Raw genomic sequence first — 13,341 nt, 5'->3', positions numbered from 1 at the left:
GCTCGACGACGAGCGGGCAGCCGGCCGGCTCGGCGAAGGCGAGGCCGCCGGCCGCGGTCGGGCGCGGGTCGGCGCCGGCCGCGCTCGCGCGCGCGGCGAGCGCGTCGAAGTCGTAGCCGCCGGCGACCTCGAAGGTGACGGCGAGCAGCTCGGGGCCGTCGGCGGGATCGCCCTCGCGCGGCCGCAGCGTGACCGCCGTCTGGCCGCGCGGGCCGTAGTCGCCCTCGCAGCGGACGGCGATCTCGCCGTCGTCGAGCGGGACCGTCGTGAAGCCGATCCCGTCGGCGAGGAAGGCGGCCGTCGCGGCAGGGTCGGGCACGCCGACGGTCACGCCGGCGAGCCGGCCGAGCCGTTCCCTCGCCACGTCGGTGGAAGCATCCATGCTGTCCATCGGCGCGAGCATCGCATGTTCGCGATTGCTCAAGGGGTCTTTTCCGCCCGACGGTCCCACTCCGTTGGACAGCCTGTCCTGGCGTTCGCTCATGCGCTGCCCTCGGCGATCGCGGAGAGCGCGTCCGGCGGCGGCGCCGCGAACGGCTTCAGCCGCGTCAGCTCGCCGACGTCGCGGCCGCGACCGGCGGTGACGGCGGCGTCGAGCACGGCGCTCGCGAGCGCGAGGTCCTGGATCGCCGTCCCGACCGACTTGAACGCGAGCAGGTCGCGCTCGCCGCTGCGGGCGAAGCGGTGCTCGCGGGCATGCGCCATCCCGACGACGTGCTCCTCGCGCAGCGCGCCGCAGCCGAGCCCCTCGATCACGTCGCCCGACTCGAGCTTGACTTGGCGCGGATCGTCGACCAGCAGCGTCGCGGCGCGCCGCAGCGTCGCGCTGTCCAGCTCGCGCAGGTCGGGCCGGGTCGAGCCGATCGACAGCACGACCGCGCCGGGCTGGAAGTCGGCGCCGTTGACGACCGGCTCGGTCGCCTTCGTCGCCAGCACGCAGACCGGCGCGGAGCCGACGGCGCCCGCGACGGTCTCGACCGCGCGCACGCCGATCCCCAGCTCCTCCGACATCCGCGCCGCGAATGCCTCGCGCCGCTCGCGCCCGCGGCTGAAGACGAGCACCTCCTCCAGCGGCCACTGCTGCGCGAAGGCGCGCAGGTGTCCCTCGGCCTCGAAGCCGCTGCCGACGAGCCCGAGCGTGCGGCAGCCCTCCGGCGCGAGTATCTGACCGGCGAGCGCCGTCGTCGCGGCCGTGCGCAGGCGCGTGACCTCGTCGGCGTCGAACATCGCCAGCAGCTCGCCGCCGGTCTGGCTGTAGAGCAGGATCAGGTAGCGCGTGCCGAGCCCTCTGACGAGCGTCATCACCTTCAGGCCCATCAGGTCGTTGAAGGCGGCCGGCATCACGCGCAGGAAGCCGCGCTCGAGGTCGACGTCCATCCGCGGCGGGACGACGGTGCGGCCCGCCCGCTCTGCCTCGATCGCCGCGCGCGCGGCGCTGATCGTGACGTCGTGCGTCGCAAGCGCGCGCATGTCGTCTGCGCCCAGGTACAGCGTCATCTTCCCGGGACCTCCCCCGCTCCGTGGCCGCGCATGACGGGCCGCATGGTCTAGGCCGTCCGGCCCGCGTAGAACTCGGCGTCGTCGGCGGGCAGCTCGAAGCCGGAGGCCGCGAGCCCGCCGCGCAGCGCCTTCATCTGGCCCGGCTGCAGGCGCATCTGCGGCATCCGCAGCAGTCCGCCGTTGTAGCCCTGCAGCCAGCTGAGGTACTTCCACCCGACGCGATGGATGAAGTTCGCGCCCGCGAAGGTCGCGTGGAAGGCGCCTCTGGTCTCGCGCCCCGGGTGGTAGCTCCAGAAGATCTCGGCGGTCTTCTCACGGTCGCCGGCGACGGCCGCCTCGACCAGCCGCGGGATCCGCGGACCGTACGCCTCGTAGCCGCTGGTGCCGAACCATCTGACGCCGTAGTTGGCCACCATCGCGGGGATGTGGACCTCCATCGGGTTCTGCACGATGACGTGCTCGTGGCAGCGCCAGTGGGCCTCCTCGAAGGCGCTGAAGAGCGCCGCGCCGCCGCCCTCGTACTTGAGCGCCGCGGCCGTGTCGATCTTCGCCATCTCGACGAGCGCGTCCATCGGGAAGCCGGCCGGGTGCAGCGGTCTGAAGCCCCAGGTGTTGACGCCGAAGAGGATCATCGCGAGATCGGTGCTGTCGGTCACGAACTTCGTGTGCTCGACGATCTCGGCGGAGGACTTCGGGCGGAAGTTCGGCGGGTAGGAGAGCAGCCCGGCCTCGACGCCGAGCCCCTCCGCGACCTGGCAGACCTCGACCGACTCCTCGACGGTCGAGAAGCTGAGGTGCGCGACGAGCTTGAAGCCCTCCGGCGCCGCCTCGGCCGCGACCTCGAGGAAGCGCTTGTACTCCTCCGTCGTGGTGCCCGACTCGGAGGCGACGAGCGTGCCCCAGTAGCCGTGTTTGGCGGCGAGCTTGACGTCATGGGCGATGCCGGCCTCGTTCAGGCCCTGGAAGTCGGCGGTGAACGACGGCAGCGTGACGTTGCACGCGCCGCTCCACTCGGTGCGGGCGCGGTCCTTGATCTCGGCGCGGGTGTAGGGAAGTGCCATGGCGCGGGTCGGTCCTCTCGAAGTCAGCAGCGGGGGGGGTCAGGCGGCGGTGGCGTCTGCGGCGACGGCGCGGTGGATCGGGCGGTAGACCCAGCGGCCGCTGTCGAACCAGTCGCGCTTCGCGAGCGCGTCGCGGCGCGGGGTGTCGCGCGCGGCGGCGCGCTCCGGGCGGCTGAGCGCGGCCTCGGAAGCAAGGTCGTGCAGGGCGATGTGGGTCCACGACGGTCCGGCCGAGCCGGGCCGCACGCGGTAGCGGCGGACGCGCTGCCAGCCGGGGACCTTCATCAGCAGGGGGACGTGCTCCTCCTCGTACCAGCCGTCGAACTCATCGACGTCGTGGTCGGGGACGGAGAAGGCGATCGCCAGCAGCGCGCCGGGCTCCTCGCCGGTCGCGCCGGTATCGGAGATCTGGTCGCAGATGTAGCGCGTGAAGAGGTCGACGGTCGCGAGCATTCTCGCGGTCCGCTCGCCCGGGTCTGCCTTCAGTCTGAGGTACTCGGGCGTCTCGAGCGCGGCGACGTCGTCGAGGAAGTAGCAGGCGAGCCACTGGGCAGTCTCGGAACCGCCCTCCTGCTTGCTCAGCTCGTAGCGGACGGCCGCCTCGAAGCCCGGGATCGCGATCCGCGCGGGGATGTGCTCCGACTCGTACCAGTCGTGGAAGTCAGCCAGATCGCCGCCGGCCGGCGGCTGCATCTGCGAGAACAGCAGACCGGCGCTCATCTGAGCCCGTCCCCCACGCTGACCTCGTCTCTGGCGAGGCCGCCGACGCGGTGGTGGACGCGCCCGCGCGAGGCCATCGCGGCGACGACGACGATCTCATCGGGCTTGGGGCCGTCCGGCACCGTCAGCGTGATCGTGTCGTAGTACTCGCGCACGAACAGCGCGCGCTTGTAGGCGAGCGGGACGTCGATCGAGGTGCCGGCGGCGGCGACCTTGGCCGTCGAGGTGACCCACGTGATGCCGTCGATCTCCTCCCGCATCGCGTCGCCGAAGGGAGTGGTGATGCACGCGATGCCGTGGTCCTGATCGCCGGCGGTGCCGACGATCGCGGCCTTGCCGCAGCTCTGCGGCTCGCGGCCGCCGAGCGCGGCGCGCGTGCGCGCGACCAGCTCCTTGGCGAGCGGGATGCTCGGCTCGATCAGCGCTTCCAGCGTTTCGGTGTAGCGGCCGGCGTACGGATTGGCGATCACGACGCCGACGGCGGCCTTGACGAGCGGCTCCTCGACCGCGGGCCCGCCGTCGTGGTCGATCTCCTCCACGACGGTCACCCACTTGCGAACGACGAGCGAATCAGGTGTCACGGTCATACTGACAACTGTATACAGCATCCTCCTGGCGAATGCGAGCGAATGACCGCCCGCAACTTCATGTCCTGGGAGGAGGTCGGGCCGGCCCACCGACCACTGCGCGGATCACCGGCGGTTTGTTCATCGCATACGTGAACGAACCGCCACTCATACGCAAATCAAGCGATGAGTGCGGGTCTGTACACCTCCACGGTGCACAGATCCGCGCTCATCCCGAACGTCGCCTCTACACCCCGCCGACAGCCGCGCTCGCGGCCTCGGCGGCCGCGGCGCGCGCGCTGCCGTGGACCATCAGGCGGTCGCGCGTGTGGTGGATGTGGCGTTCGATCGCGGCACGGGCGCCGGCCGCGTCGCCGGCGTCGACGAGGTCGACGATCTCGGCGTGCTCCTCACCCGCCTCGACCGGGCGGTGGATGCCGGAGCCGTGGCTCCAGAGGCGCACATAGCGCTCGCCGCGAGCGCGCAGCTGGTCGATCAGCTCGATCGTCGTCTCAGCGCCCGACGGCGCGTACAGCAGCCGATGGAAGCGGGCGTTCAGCTCCAGCCAGCGCGGATGGTCGACGTCGCCGCGCATCTGCTCGTCGAGCGCGCGCGCGGCGCGCAGGTCGGCGGCCGAGATGCGCGGCACGGCCCGCTCGATCGCGAACCCCTCCAGCAGCGCGCGCACGTCGTAGATCTCGATCACGCGATCGAGGTCGAGCGCGCGCACGATCGCGAGTCTGTGCGCGCGCGTGTCGATCAGCCCTTCGGCCTGCAGCTGCCGCATCGCCTCGCGCACGGGCACGCGCGAGACGCCGAAGTGGGTCGCCAGCGCGGCCTGGTTGAGCTCGGCGCCGTCGGCGAGCTCCCCGCGATGGATCGCGTCGCGCAGCGCGTCTGCGACGTAGTCGGCGGTGATGCGCCGGTCGCTGAAGCCGCGCTCCAGCTTGACCGACGAGAGGTCGGCAGGCTTCACGTCAACAGTATACAGAATGCGCCCAAGCGGACACCAGTTTTTGTGGCATTCCTCACATCAAGAACGTCAGGTTCCCGAGCGGCAGGTCGTTGTTGGCGAGGCGGATCTCCTTCGCGCGAATCAGGAAGCCGCCGCCATCCCGCGGCACGAGCAGATGGCGCACGTGCCCGGCGTACTGGAGCTGACGCCCCTTGCGCACCTCGGTGATCAGCTGCACCGACGCGACGTCGAGCGCGCCGTCGACATCGCCCGCGATCCGCACGTTGCCGATCAGGTGGACCGTTCTCGACGCCGGATCCTGCGAGTAGGCGTGGCCGCCGGAGATCCGCAGCACGCGCTCGCGCAGCCGGCGGCGATCGTCGAGCACCAGCTGCACGTCGACACGCGGGTCGGTCGACTCGTCGCCCTGCGGGATCCAGTAGCTGGCGTCGTCGGCGTAGAGCGTCAGCCACTCGTCGAGCCTGCGGGAGTCGAGCAGCTCGGCCTCGCGGTAGAGGAAGGCGGCGACGTCGGCGAGCAGCCGCTCGCGCTCCGGCGCCGGCGCCGCGGCGCTCACAGCGCACCGCCGAGCGTCATCGCGTTGCGCCAGCCGCGGTAGAAGGCCCGCTGCGGCACCTCGTCGGCCGAATGGCCGACCAGCGTGCCGTTCTCCCCCGGTCTCTCGCGGTGCGCGCCGCGGCTCATCACCAGCCAATCGTCCTCGGTCGCGCGCATGCCGTCGGCGACGCGCTCGAACGCGACCTCGACGTCGTCGGGGCCGCCCATGCCGGCCGCGCCGTAGAAGCCCTCGTGCGTGCGCAGGATCGCGGCGTTGTGCTCGTCGCTGGCGCCCTCGTGCAGCATCGGGTAGAGCCGCACCTCGGTCTTCGTCGCCGACTTCGGCAGCACGTGGCGCAGCTGGGCGCCGACGAAGCAGAGGTTGGGGAAGACGATCAGGTTGAACGGCAGGTCGCCGAGCTGACCGCCGTTGTTGCCCGTTCTCGGGTCGCCGAACTCGTGGACAGAATGGCCGTTGCCGAGGTCGACCGTGCGGTAGGTCTCGTTGAAGAGGATCTGCTGCATGATCGGCGGCGCCTCGCCGATGCGGTCGGCGAGCACCTCCAGGAAGCTGCGATGGACGAAGCCGAAGTGGTAGTTGTCGATCGTGTTCTCGACCTGCAGCTTCCAGTTGGCGTCGTACTCGATCCGGTGCGAGCCGGCCGACAGGCGGATCCCGTCGGGCCCCTGTCTGGAGATGATCTCCAGGTAGGGCAGCGCGTTGCCGAGGAACTCTTCCAGCGACGGACCCTCCTCCGCGAAGCTGGCGAAGACGAAGCCGTGCGCGACGCCGACGCGCGGCAGCCGCGTCAGGCCCAGTCTCTGGCGCTCCAGCTCCGGGTAGGCGTCGTCGTAGGTGATCCCGCGCAGCTCGCCGCTGTTTCTGTACGTCCAGCCGTGGTAGGGGCAGCGGAAGAAGTTCGCGCTGCCGCGCTCGGACTGGCAGACGGCGGCGCCGCGATGGCGGCAGCGGTTGAGCATCACGCGCAGCTCGCCGTCGTCGGCGCCGCGCGAGACGATCACCGGCTGCGTGCCGGCGTGCGTCGTCTTGTAGTCGCCGGGCGAGCGCAGCTCGCTCTCGTGCGCGACGTACAGCCACGGGCCGTGGAAGACGCGCTGCTGCTCCGCCGCGAAGATCGCGTCGGAGGTGTAGATGCTCCCGTGGACTCGCCAGTCCTCGGTGAACAGGTCGGCGGGGTCGGTGATCGCCGTCATCGTGCTCCTTCGTCGCTGCGCCATCCGGTCTGGCTGGGGTCGAGGAACGGGCCGAGCCGCTCGTGTGTCAGCCACGTGAGGCTGGCCAGCTCGAGCGGGTCGAGGTGGATCGTGCGCCCGTTGCGCAGGTCCTCGATCCGCAGCCGCGGCCCGTTCGCACTGAGGTCGAGCGCGACCGTCACCTTGCCGAACTCGTTCTCGAGCTGCAGGCGGCCGCCGTCGTGCGAGGAATCCATCGTGATGTCGAGTGTATACTGTTGTCATGGAGATCGCCAACGAGTTTTCGCTCAGCGTCCCGCTCGAGCGCGCCTGGCCGCTGCTGACCGATCTCGAGCGCGTCGCCCCGGCGATGCCGGGGGTCACCGTCGACGCCGTCGACGACGACGGCCTGCGCGTGACGATGCGCGTGAAGGTCGGCCCCATCTCGGTCACCTACAGAACGGTCGTCTCGCTCGTCTCAGCCGATCCCGCGACCCATACCGCCGTGCTGAAGGCCAGAGGCCGCGAGGCGCGCGGCCAGGGCACGGTCGAGGCGACCGTCACCGCGCTGCTGCGCGCCGCTGAGGACGAGGAGGAGCGGACCGAGGTCGACCTCCTCACCGACGTCGCCGTCACCGGCCGCATCGCGCAGTTCGGCGGCGGCGTGATGAAGGAGGTCGCCGACCGGCTGCTCAGACAGTTCGCCGGACGGCTCGAAGCGCAGTTGGTGGAGGAGCCGGCTCCCTCCTCCCCGCCAAGATCGCCTACCGACGCTCCGAAGGTCGCCGCAGCACCGCGGCCGAGCGCGCCCGCCGAGCCCGACGCGGTCGACCTCGGCCGCGTCGCGACGGCCGCGCTGCTGCCGAGCGGCCCGACCGCCGGCGCCTTCGCCGGCGCGTTTCTCGGCACCTTCCTCGGTGCCCTGCTCGCGGCGCTGCTGCTGCGGCGTCGCGGCTAGACGACGGCGACCGGCCGTTTCGGCGCGGGTGTGTTGCGGGACTTCGTGTAGCGGACGTGGCCGGCGGTGAGCGCGGCGCCGATGCCGGGGAGGTCACCGGCCTGCAGCGCGCCGGCCCAGTCCTCGCCGGCGGAGCCGAGCGGGGCGTCGAGGATCAGCAGATCGGCTGGGCGGCCCGGGGCGAGGATCCCCGCGTCGAGGCCGTAGACACGCCCGACGGAGCCGGTCGCGGCGGCGATCGCCAGCTCGACCGGCAGCCCGCCGAGCGAGACCAGCTCGGCGATCAGGTGAAACATCCCAAGCGGCACGACGCCCGTCCCCGTCGGCGTGTCGGTCGAGATCAGCAGCCGATCGGTTCTCTGGTGCTCGCGAGCGAGACGGCAGATGTCCAGCGCCGAACGGAGATTGCCCGCCATCGCCAACTGCAGCGCGACCTCCCCGCCCTCCACCACGATCTTCTCGTTGTCCTCCGGTGTCATCGCCGTCGGGCCGCCGTTGACATGAAACGAGACATGCGCGCCCATCGCGATCACCGCACCCGCATCGATCCGATCCAACGAGCCCGGAATCGAACCGCCACCGGTATGACAGGTCACCAACAGCCCAGCCGCCCGCGCCGCCTGCGCCACCGGGACGTAGTCCAGCGGACCGTCGAAGGCGCCGAACCCCGCCTTCGCCAACCACACACCCTGCTCCCACAACTCCTCGAAATCCACGCGCGTCAAGCCCGGCTCGAGGATCACCGAACCGGCATGCACCGTCACGCCACCGGGACGGAAGTCAGCGAAGCAACGCTGCGCCGCGACCGCCAGCGCCTTCACACCCGCCGGATCCGACGGACGACCCGGCGTGTGAACCTCGCTCGCGGTGATCGCCCGCGTCATCCCACCATGCAGATACGACTCCAGATACCCCACCGTCTGCTGCCGCGGCGTGTAGTCACCGAACGTGACATGCACATGCGAATCGATCAGACCCGGAATCACACCCGCACCACCAGCATCCAACACCGACTCGTGATCGCCGCGCGCCACATCGGCAGAGGAGCCGATCCACGCGATCACACCCCCATCGCAGACGAGCGCATCGCCCGGCAACGGCGTGCCCACCAGGTCGCCACTGTGCGAACGACCGATGTTCACGACCGCGACGCTCATGCCGCGACCTCCGGCTCAGCCAGGTACGCCCCGCGCGCGAGCTTGATCCGGTAGCGCACGAGCGCCTTCGGCATCGAGTAGGCGAGCGCGCCGATCAGGCGGCCCTCGCGGTAGGCGACGGCGCAGAACCTGCGCTCCTCGACCGAGCCCTCGACGACCTCGATCCTGTCGGCCTGCGCCGGCAGCCCGACCGTCTGCAGTCTCACGCCGAAGTGATCGGACCAGACCGACGGCACCGCGCCGTACTCGGTCTCCGGCCCGGAGCCGTTCAGCAGCGTGCGGGCGGCGGCGACCGCGCCCTCGACGGCGTTGGTCCAGTGCTCGACGCGCATCGACATGCCGCCGAAGAGCGGGTTGGGCCAGCGTGCCACGTCCCCGGCAGCGACGACCCGCTCCACCCCGACGGCGGCCAGCGAGGCGTCGCAGACGACGCCGTTGTCGAGCCGCACGCCGGAGCCCTCCAGCCACTCGGTGCACGGCAGCGCGCCGACCGCGACGACGACGACGTCGGCGTCGATCCGCGTGCCGTCGTCGAGCACGGCCGCCTCGAACCGCTCGCCGGCGACCGTCTCGGTGACGGTGCGGCCGGTCATGACGGTCACGCCGTGCTCCTCCAGCATCGCCGCGGCGACACCGGAGACCGCCTCGCCGGCGACCGCGATCGGCGGGTCGAGGCTGACGATCGTCACCTCGGCGCCGAGCGCGCGCGCCGTCGCCGCGACTTCGACGCCGACGAAGCCGCAGCCGACGAGCAGGAGGTGCGGGTTGTCTTGCTTCAGCGCCGCCCGCAACGCCTGCGCGTCGTCGAGCGTGCGCAGCTCCAGCACGTTCGGCAGCGCAACATCGAACGCCGGCAGGCGGCGGGGCGCGCTGCCGGTCGCGATCACGAGGCCGTCGTAGGGCAGCGCACGACCGCCCGCCGTCGCGACGAGGCGGCGGTCGCTGTCAAGCGCGACGGCGGCGTCGCCGAGCAGCCACTCGGCGTCCAGCTCGTCGGCGCCGCGCAGCATCACGTCGTCGGGCGCCTGCTCGCCGGCGAGCAGCTCCTTCGACAGCGGCGGACGGTCGTAGGGGCGACGGGACTCCTCGCCGAGGATCGTCAGCGCGCCGGTGAAGCCCTCAGCCCGCAGCGCCTCCGCGGCGCGCAGGCCCGCGAGCGACGCGCCGACGACGAGGACGCGATCGAGTGAGGGCGGCGTGGGATCGGGCACTGGCGCTCCTTCGCGGACAGCTCGGGCAAGAACGATTGAATGGAGACTACTGTATTCAGTACGCTGGCTCGCATGAATGCTGCCGCCCAGCCCGAGCCGCGCGCCGCGGAGGCGGCGTCGCTCGCCGCTCTCCCTTCCTTCGTCCGCCTCGACGCCGGCGCCGGTCGCCACGTCTGGTTCTCCGGCAACCTCGTGACGATCAAGTGCGGCGGGGCCGGCCTCCCCGGGCCGACCGTGCTGGAGGCGCAGATGCACGCCGGCCACGCGCCGCCGCTGCACGTCCACAACGACGAGGACGAGGCCTTCTACCTGCTCGGCGGCTCGCTTCGCTTCCGCAGCGGCGACGAGCAGTTCGACCTCTCCCCCGGCGACTTCGTGCTCGTCCCGCGCGGCACGCCGCACGCCTTCCGCGTCGGCCCCGACGGCGCCCACACGCTGCAGGTCGGCACCTCCGGCGCGCTCGCCGGCTTCATGGAGGCGGCCGGCGAGCCGGCGCCCGAGCCGGTGCCGCCGCCGCACGCCGACTTCGACCGAGCGCGCGTCGCCGCCGTCGCCGAACGGTTCGACATGACCGTCGTCGGCCCGCCGCTGGGGTGATGAGGGCCGAGATCGCCGGCGCCGGCTTCGCGGGGCTCACGCTCGCGACCGCGCTGGCGCAGCGCGGCTGGAGCGTGCGCGTCCACGAGCGCGCCGCGCAGCCGCGCGGCGGCGGCGCCGGGATCTTCCTGTGGGAGAACGGGCTGCGCACGCTCGCCGCGCTCGGCATCGAGGACGAAGTGCTGGCGCGGAGCCACAGCGCCGCGGCGTGGGAGGAGCGCGACCACGAGGGCGCCGACATCGGCCGTCGCCCCTTCCCGCTGCCGGGCGGCCTGCGGATGGTGACGATGACCCGCCACGACCTCTATGCGCCGCTGCTGGGAGCGGCCCGCGCGGCCGGCGTCGAGCTGCGGACCGGTTCGACCGTCGTCGGCGCCGACCCGCTCGGAGCGCTCCTCACCCGCGACGCCCGCTGGCCGGCCGACGTCGTGATCGGCGCCGACGGGATCAACTCGCGCGTGCGCGACGCGCTCGGGCTGATACGCAAGCGCGAGACTTTCCCGGAGCTGACGATCGTCCGCTTCACCGTCCCGCTCGCAAGCGCCCCCGGCCACGACGGTCAGTGGCGCAACTACGTCGACCACTGGAACCTCGCCGACCGCCGCCGCGTGATGTTCGTCCCCTGCAACGACGACGACCTCTACCTGCTGCTCGCCGCGCGCGCCGACGACCTCGCCGCGACCGCGCGCCCGCTCGACAGCACCGTCTGGTGCCGCAGCTTCCCACTGCTGGAGCCGGTCCTGCGCGAGCTGCCCGACGCGCCGCACGCCGACCTCTACGAGTCGATCGAGGTCGACGCCTGGTCGAAGGGCCGCGTCGCGCTCGCCGGCGACGCCGCCCATGCGATGCCGCCGACGATCGGCCAGGGCGCCGGCACCGCGATGACGAACGCGCTGGCGCTTGCGCTCGCGCTCGACGCCGACGCCGTGGCGACCGCATCCGGCGGCGCCACCTTCGACCCCCGCCCCGCGCTCGTCGGCTGGGAGGCGGCCGAGCGGCCGGTCACCGACGCGACGCAGGCGACCTCGGTCGGGCGCCTGGCGAACCTCTTCCCCACTCCCGGCGAGCGCCGCGACTCGTGGGGTCCGCGCCCGCTGGAGGCGGCGGGGCGCTAGTACCCGCCGCGCCCGTCCCAGCGGTGCCTCGGCGTCCAGCCGAGCACGTCGCGCGCCTCCGAGCAATCGGCCAGCGCCGCGCGCGAGCCGGCCGGCGGCGGGCCGCCGTCGCGCCACGGCACGTCGGGAAGGTGCTCCTCGACCAAGGCAACCGCCGAGCGATCCGACGCGACGTCGTCGCCGCACAGCAGCAGCCGCGCGTGGCCGCTCTCCGGCGCCTCGCACGAGACCGCCAGCGAGAAGGCGTCCGCGACGTCGCGCGCGTCGACGAAGACGCCGAGGTGCCAGGCGGCGCCGCGCGCCGGGCCCAGCTCGGGGATCAAGGCGAACTCCTTCCACTGCGGCGGCTCGACGACGAAGACCGGCCGCAGGCAGATCGTCTCGATCCCCTGCGCACGCGTGACCGCCTCGCACATCTCCTCGCTGAGCCACTTCGACAGCCCGTACGGCCGCCCCGGCAGCCCCGGGTGCGCGTCGTCGATCGGCAGGTAGCGCGGGTTGCGCTCCAGCATCCCGAGCGCCTTGCCGGAGGAGGCGTGGACCACGCGCCGCACGCCTTCCGCGGCAGCGGCCAGCAGCACGTTCCAGGTGCCGGAGACGTTGACCGCCATCACCTGGTCGGGGATCTCCTCTCTGTCGCCGGGAATCCCTGCCAGGTGGACGATCGCGTCGCAGCCGGCGGCCGCGGCGCGCACCGCCGCCGCGTCGCGGATGTCGTCGCCCGCCGCAAGGTCGAAGCCGACGACGGCGTGCCCGTCGCGCTCCAGCGCCGCGCGCGTCGGGCGGCCGAGGATCCCCCGGTCGCCCGTCAACAGGACTCTCACCGGATCACCCGTCGATCCCGCCGGTCGGGGCGGCGAGGCTCGACCCGGCGGCGGCCGCGCCGCCGCCGAGGACGCGCTCGCGCAGGTCGTCGCCGCCGCGCACGCGGCGCATGCCGCGGATGCCGAGACCGCCGTCGGTCTCGATCACCGAGCCGGTCATGATCGCGCCGTTGGCGCGCGAGCCGGCGAGCACGAACGCGGCGGCGTGGTCGGCCGGGTCGGCGTGCTTGGCGAGCGGCACGACGCGCTCGACCTCGCGGTCGGTGTTCGACTCGTGCGCGTGCGCACGCAGCGGTCTGCCGTCCGCGTCGGTGCCGAGCGCCTCCGGCAGCGTGATGTTCGTGCGCGTCGCGCCCGGCGCGACCGCGTTGACGCGCACCGCCGGCGCCCATTCGTGCGCGAGCTGGCGCACGACGCCGAGCGCGGCGTGCTTGGAGGAGATGTACATGATCCCGCCGCCGTCGGGCCAGAACGACGAGTTCGACAACGTCACCACCAAAGTGCCGTTGGACTCGACCAGCGCCGGCAGGGCCGCCTTCGCGCCGAGGATCACGCCCTTGACGTTGACGTCGTAGACGGCGTCGTAGGCGGCCTCGACGTTCTCTTCGGGGATGTTGGCGAGGTCTCTGAACATGTCCGACAGCCCGGCGTTGGCGACGAAGACGTCGAGTCTGCCGAAGGTCTGCACCGCATGCGCGACGGCGGCCTTGTTGTCGGCCAGCGAGCGCACGTCGGCGACGAGCGTCGTGACGGCGTCACCGTGCGCGGCGGCGACCTCCGCCAGCCGCTCCGCGTTGAGGTCGGTGACGCAGACGCGCGCGCCCTCGGCGACGTAGCGGTCGACGACCGCGCGGCCGATTCCCGAGCCGCCGCCGGTGACCAGCGCGACCTCTCCTTCGAGCCAGAGCATCAGGTGATTCCCTTC

At 72.4% G+C, this 13,341-nt stretch carries 16 protein-coding genes; 3 read left to right on the top strand and 13 right to left on the bottom strand.

The annotated features are described in order from the left end of the window. The 9 genes from R7226_RS22380 to R7226_RS22340 all read right to left on the bottom strand — a co-directional run. On the bottom strand, window positions 1-391 hold a 391-nt coding region (locus tag R7226_RS22380), incomplete at its 3' end, for a hypothetical protein (protein WP_318599566.1). An 89-nt stretch (window positions 392-480) separates the two neighbouring features. Further along, on the bottom strand, window positions 481-1,497 hold the full coding sequence (locus R7226_RS22375; RefSeq protein WP_318599565.1) for an ornithine cyclodeaminase family protein: 1,017 nt from the start codon (window positions 1,495-1,497) through the stop codon (window positions 481-483). A gap of 50 nt (window positions 1,498-1,547) precedes the next feature. Continuing rightward, window positions 1,548-2,561, bottom strand: a complete 1,014-nt coding sequence (locus R7226_RS22370; RefSeq protein ID WP_318599564.1) for a dihydrodipicolinate synthase family protein — start codon at window positions 2,559-2,561, stop codon at window positions 1,548-1,550. A 39-nt stretch (window positions 2,562-2,600) separates the two neighbouring features. Further along, on the bottom strand, window positions 2,601-3,281 hold the full coding sequence (locus tag R7226_RS22365) for a DUF4286 family protein (protein ID WP_318599563.1): 681 nt from the start codon (window positions 3,279-3,281) through the stop codon (window positions 2,601-2,603). After that, the gene (locus R7226_RS22360; RefSeq protein ID WP_318599562.1) at window positions 3,278-3,868 is read right to left on the bottom strand and encodes an amino acid synthesis family protein; all 591 of its coding nucleotides are present in this window, start codon (window positions 3,866-3,868) and stop codon (window positions 3,278-3,280) included. The genes R7226_RS22365 and R7226_RS22360 overlap by 4 nt, the downstream gene beginning before the upstream one ends. 226 nt (window positions 3,869-4,094) lie before the next feature. Then, window positions 4,095-4,823: a GntR family transcriptional regulator gene (locus R7226_RS22355; RefSeq protein ID WP_318599561.1), complete on the bottom strand. Its 729-nt coding sequence runs from the start codon at window positions 4,821-4,823 to the stop codon at window positions 4,095-4,097. Between the two features lie 52 nt (window positions 4,824-4,875). After that, window positions 4,876-5,379 carry an aromatic-ring-hydroxylating dioxygenase subunit beta gene (locus R7226_RS22350; RefSeq protein WP_318599560.1) on the bottom strand — a complete coding sequence of 168 codons (504 nt, stop codon included), beginning with the start codon at window positions 5,377-5,379 and terminating at the stop codon, window positions 4,876-4,878. After that, on the bottom strand, window positions 5,376-6,575 hold the full coding sequence (locus tag R7226_RS22345) for an aromatic ring-hydroxylating oxygenase subunit alpha (RefSeq protein WP_318599559.1): 1,200 nt from the start codon (window positions 6,573-6,575) through the stop codon (window positions 5,376-5,378). Before R7226_RS22345 ends, R7226_RS22350 begins: the two co-directional genes overlap by 4 nt. After that, on the bottom strand, window positions 6,572-6,811 hold the full coding sequence (locus tag R7226_RS22340) for a hypothetical protein (protein ID WP_318599558.1): 240 nt from the start codon (window positions 6,809-6,811) through the stop codon (window positions 6,572-6,574). Before R7226_RS22340 ends, R7226_RS22345 begins: the two co-directional genes overlap by 4 nt. A gap of 26 nt (window positions 6,812-6,837) precedes the next feature. Between R7226_RS22340 and R7226_RS22335 the strand changes: the two genes are divergently transcribed. Next, complete coding sequence (locus R7226_RS22335; RefSeq protein WP_318599557.1) at window positions 6,838-7,512, top strand: SRPBCC family protein; 675 nt, start codon at window positions 6,838-6,840, stop codon at window positions 7,510-7,512. On the opposite strand, the gene R7226_RS22330 is transcribed toward R7226_RS22335, so the two are convergent. Continuing rightward, window positions 7,509-8,669 carry an amidohydrolase family protein gene (locus R7226_RS22330; RefSeq protein WP_318599556.1) on the bottom strand — a complete coding sequence of 387 codons (1,161 nt, stop codon included), beginning with the start codon at window positions 8,667-8,669 and terminating at the stop codon, window positions 7,509-7,511. The two genes, R7226_RS22335 and R7226_RS22330, sit on opposite strands and share 4 nt — an antisense overlap. Beyond that, window positions 8,666-9,880: an NAD(P)/FAD-dependent oxidoreductase gene (locus R7226_RS22325; protein ID WP_318599555.1), complete on the bottom strand. Its 1,215-nt coding sequence runs from the start codon at window positions 9,878-9,880 to the stop codon at window positions 8,666-8,668. The genes R7226_RS22330 and R7226_RS22325 overlap by 4 nt, the downstream gene beginning before the upstream one ends. Window positions 9,881-9,952: 72 nt before the next feature. Here R7226_RS22325 and R7226_RS22320 point away from each other — a divergent pair, with 72 nt between their 5' ends. Together R7226_RS22320 and R7226_RS22315 are read left to right on the top strand one after the other, a co-directional pair. Then, window positions 9,953-10,477, top strand: a complete 525-nt coding sequence (locus tag R7226_RS22320) for a cupin domain-containing protein (RefSeq protein WP_318599553.1) — start codon at window positions 9,953-9,955, stop codon at window positions 10,475-10,477. Next, entirely contained in the window at window positions 10,477-11,592 is a 1,116-nt protein-coding gene (locus R7226_RS22315) for an FAD-dependent oxidoreductase (RefSeq protein WP_318599552.1), read from the top strand. Before R7226_RS22320 ends, R7226_RS22315 begins: the two co-directional genes overlap by 1 nt. On the opposite strand, the gene R7226_RS22310 is transcribed toward R7226_RS22315, so the two are convergent. After that, window positions 11,589-12,416, bottom strand: coding sequence for an NAD-dependent epimerase/dehydratase family protein (locus tag R7226_RS22310; RefSeq protein WP_318599551.1), 828 nt, complete (start codon window positions 12,414-12,416; stop codon window positions 11,589-11,591). The two genes, R7226_RS22315 and R7226_RS22310, sit on opposite strands and share 4 nt — an antisense overlap. A 4-nt stretch (window positions 12,417-12,420) precedes the next feature. Then, window positions 12,421-13,326 carry an SDR family NAD(P)-dependent oxidoreductase gene (locus R7226_RS22305; protein WP_318599549.1) on the bottom strand — a complete coding sequence of 302 codons (906 nt, stop codon included), beginning with the start codon at window positions 13,324-13,326 and terminating at the stop codon, window positions 12,421-12,423. Window positions 13,327-13,341: the final 15 nt, after the last annotated feature.

This window comes from Conexibacter stalactiti, assembly GCF_033542075.1.
In the GTDB taxonomy this organism is placed as follows: domain Bacteria; phylum Actinomycetota; class Thermoleophilia; order Solirubrobacterales; family Solirubrobacteraceae; genus Conexibacter; species Conexibacter stalactiti.
The sequence above is the reverse complement of the archived record's forward strand: the minus strand, read 5'-3'. Positions and strand labels throughout refer to the sequence as shown.

Coding starts and splice junctions, on each gene's coding strand:
- R7226_RS22375 (WP_318599565.1), bottom strand. CDS start 1,497: ATGACGCTGTACCTGGGCGCAGACGACATGCGCGCGCTTGCGACGCAC.
- R7226_RS22370 (WP_318599564.1), bottom strand. CDS start 2,561: ATGGCACTTCCCTACACCCGCGCCGAGATCAAGGACCGCGCCCGCACC.
- R7226_RS22365 (WP_318599563.1), bottom strand. CDS start 3,281: ATGAGCGCCGGTCTGCTGTTCTCGCAGATGCAGCCGCCGGCCGGCGGC.
- R7226_RS22360 (WP_318599562.1), bottom strand. CDS start 3,868: ATGACCGTGACACCTGATTCGCTCGTCGTTCGCAAGTGGGTGACCGTC.
- R7226_RS22345 (WP_318599559.1), bottom strand. CDS start 6,575: ATGACGGCGATCACCGACCCCGCCGACCTGTTCACCGAGGACTGGCGA.
- R7226_RS22340 (WP_318599558.1), bottom strand. CDS start 6,811: ATGGATTCCTCGCACGACGGCGGCCGCCTGCAGCTCGAGAACGAGTTC.
- R7226_RS22335 (WP_318599557.1), top strand. CDS start 6,838: ATGGAGATCGCCAACGAGTTTTCGCTCAGCGTCCCGCTCGAGCGCGCC.
- R7226_RS22330 (WP_318599556.1), bottom strand. CDS start 8,669: ATGAGCGTCGCGGTCGTGAACATCGGTCGTTCGCACAGTGGCGACCTG.
- R7226_RS22320 (WP_318599553.1), top strand. CDS start 9,953: ATGAATGCTGCCGCCCAGCCCGAGCCGCGCGCCGCGGAGGCGGCGTCG.
- R7226_RS22315 (WP_318599552.1), top strand. CDS start 10,477: ATGAGGGCCGAGATCGCCGGCGCCGGCTTCGCGGGGCTCACGCTCGCG.
- R7226_RS22305 (WP_318599549.1), bottom strand. CDS start 13,326: ATGCTCTGGCTCGAAGGAGAGGTCGCGCTGGTCACCGGCGGCGGCTCG.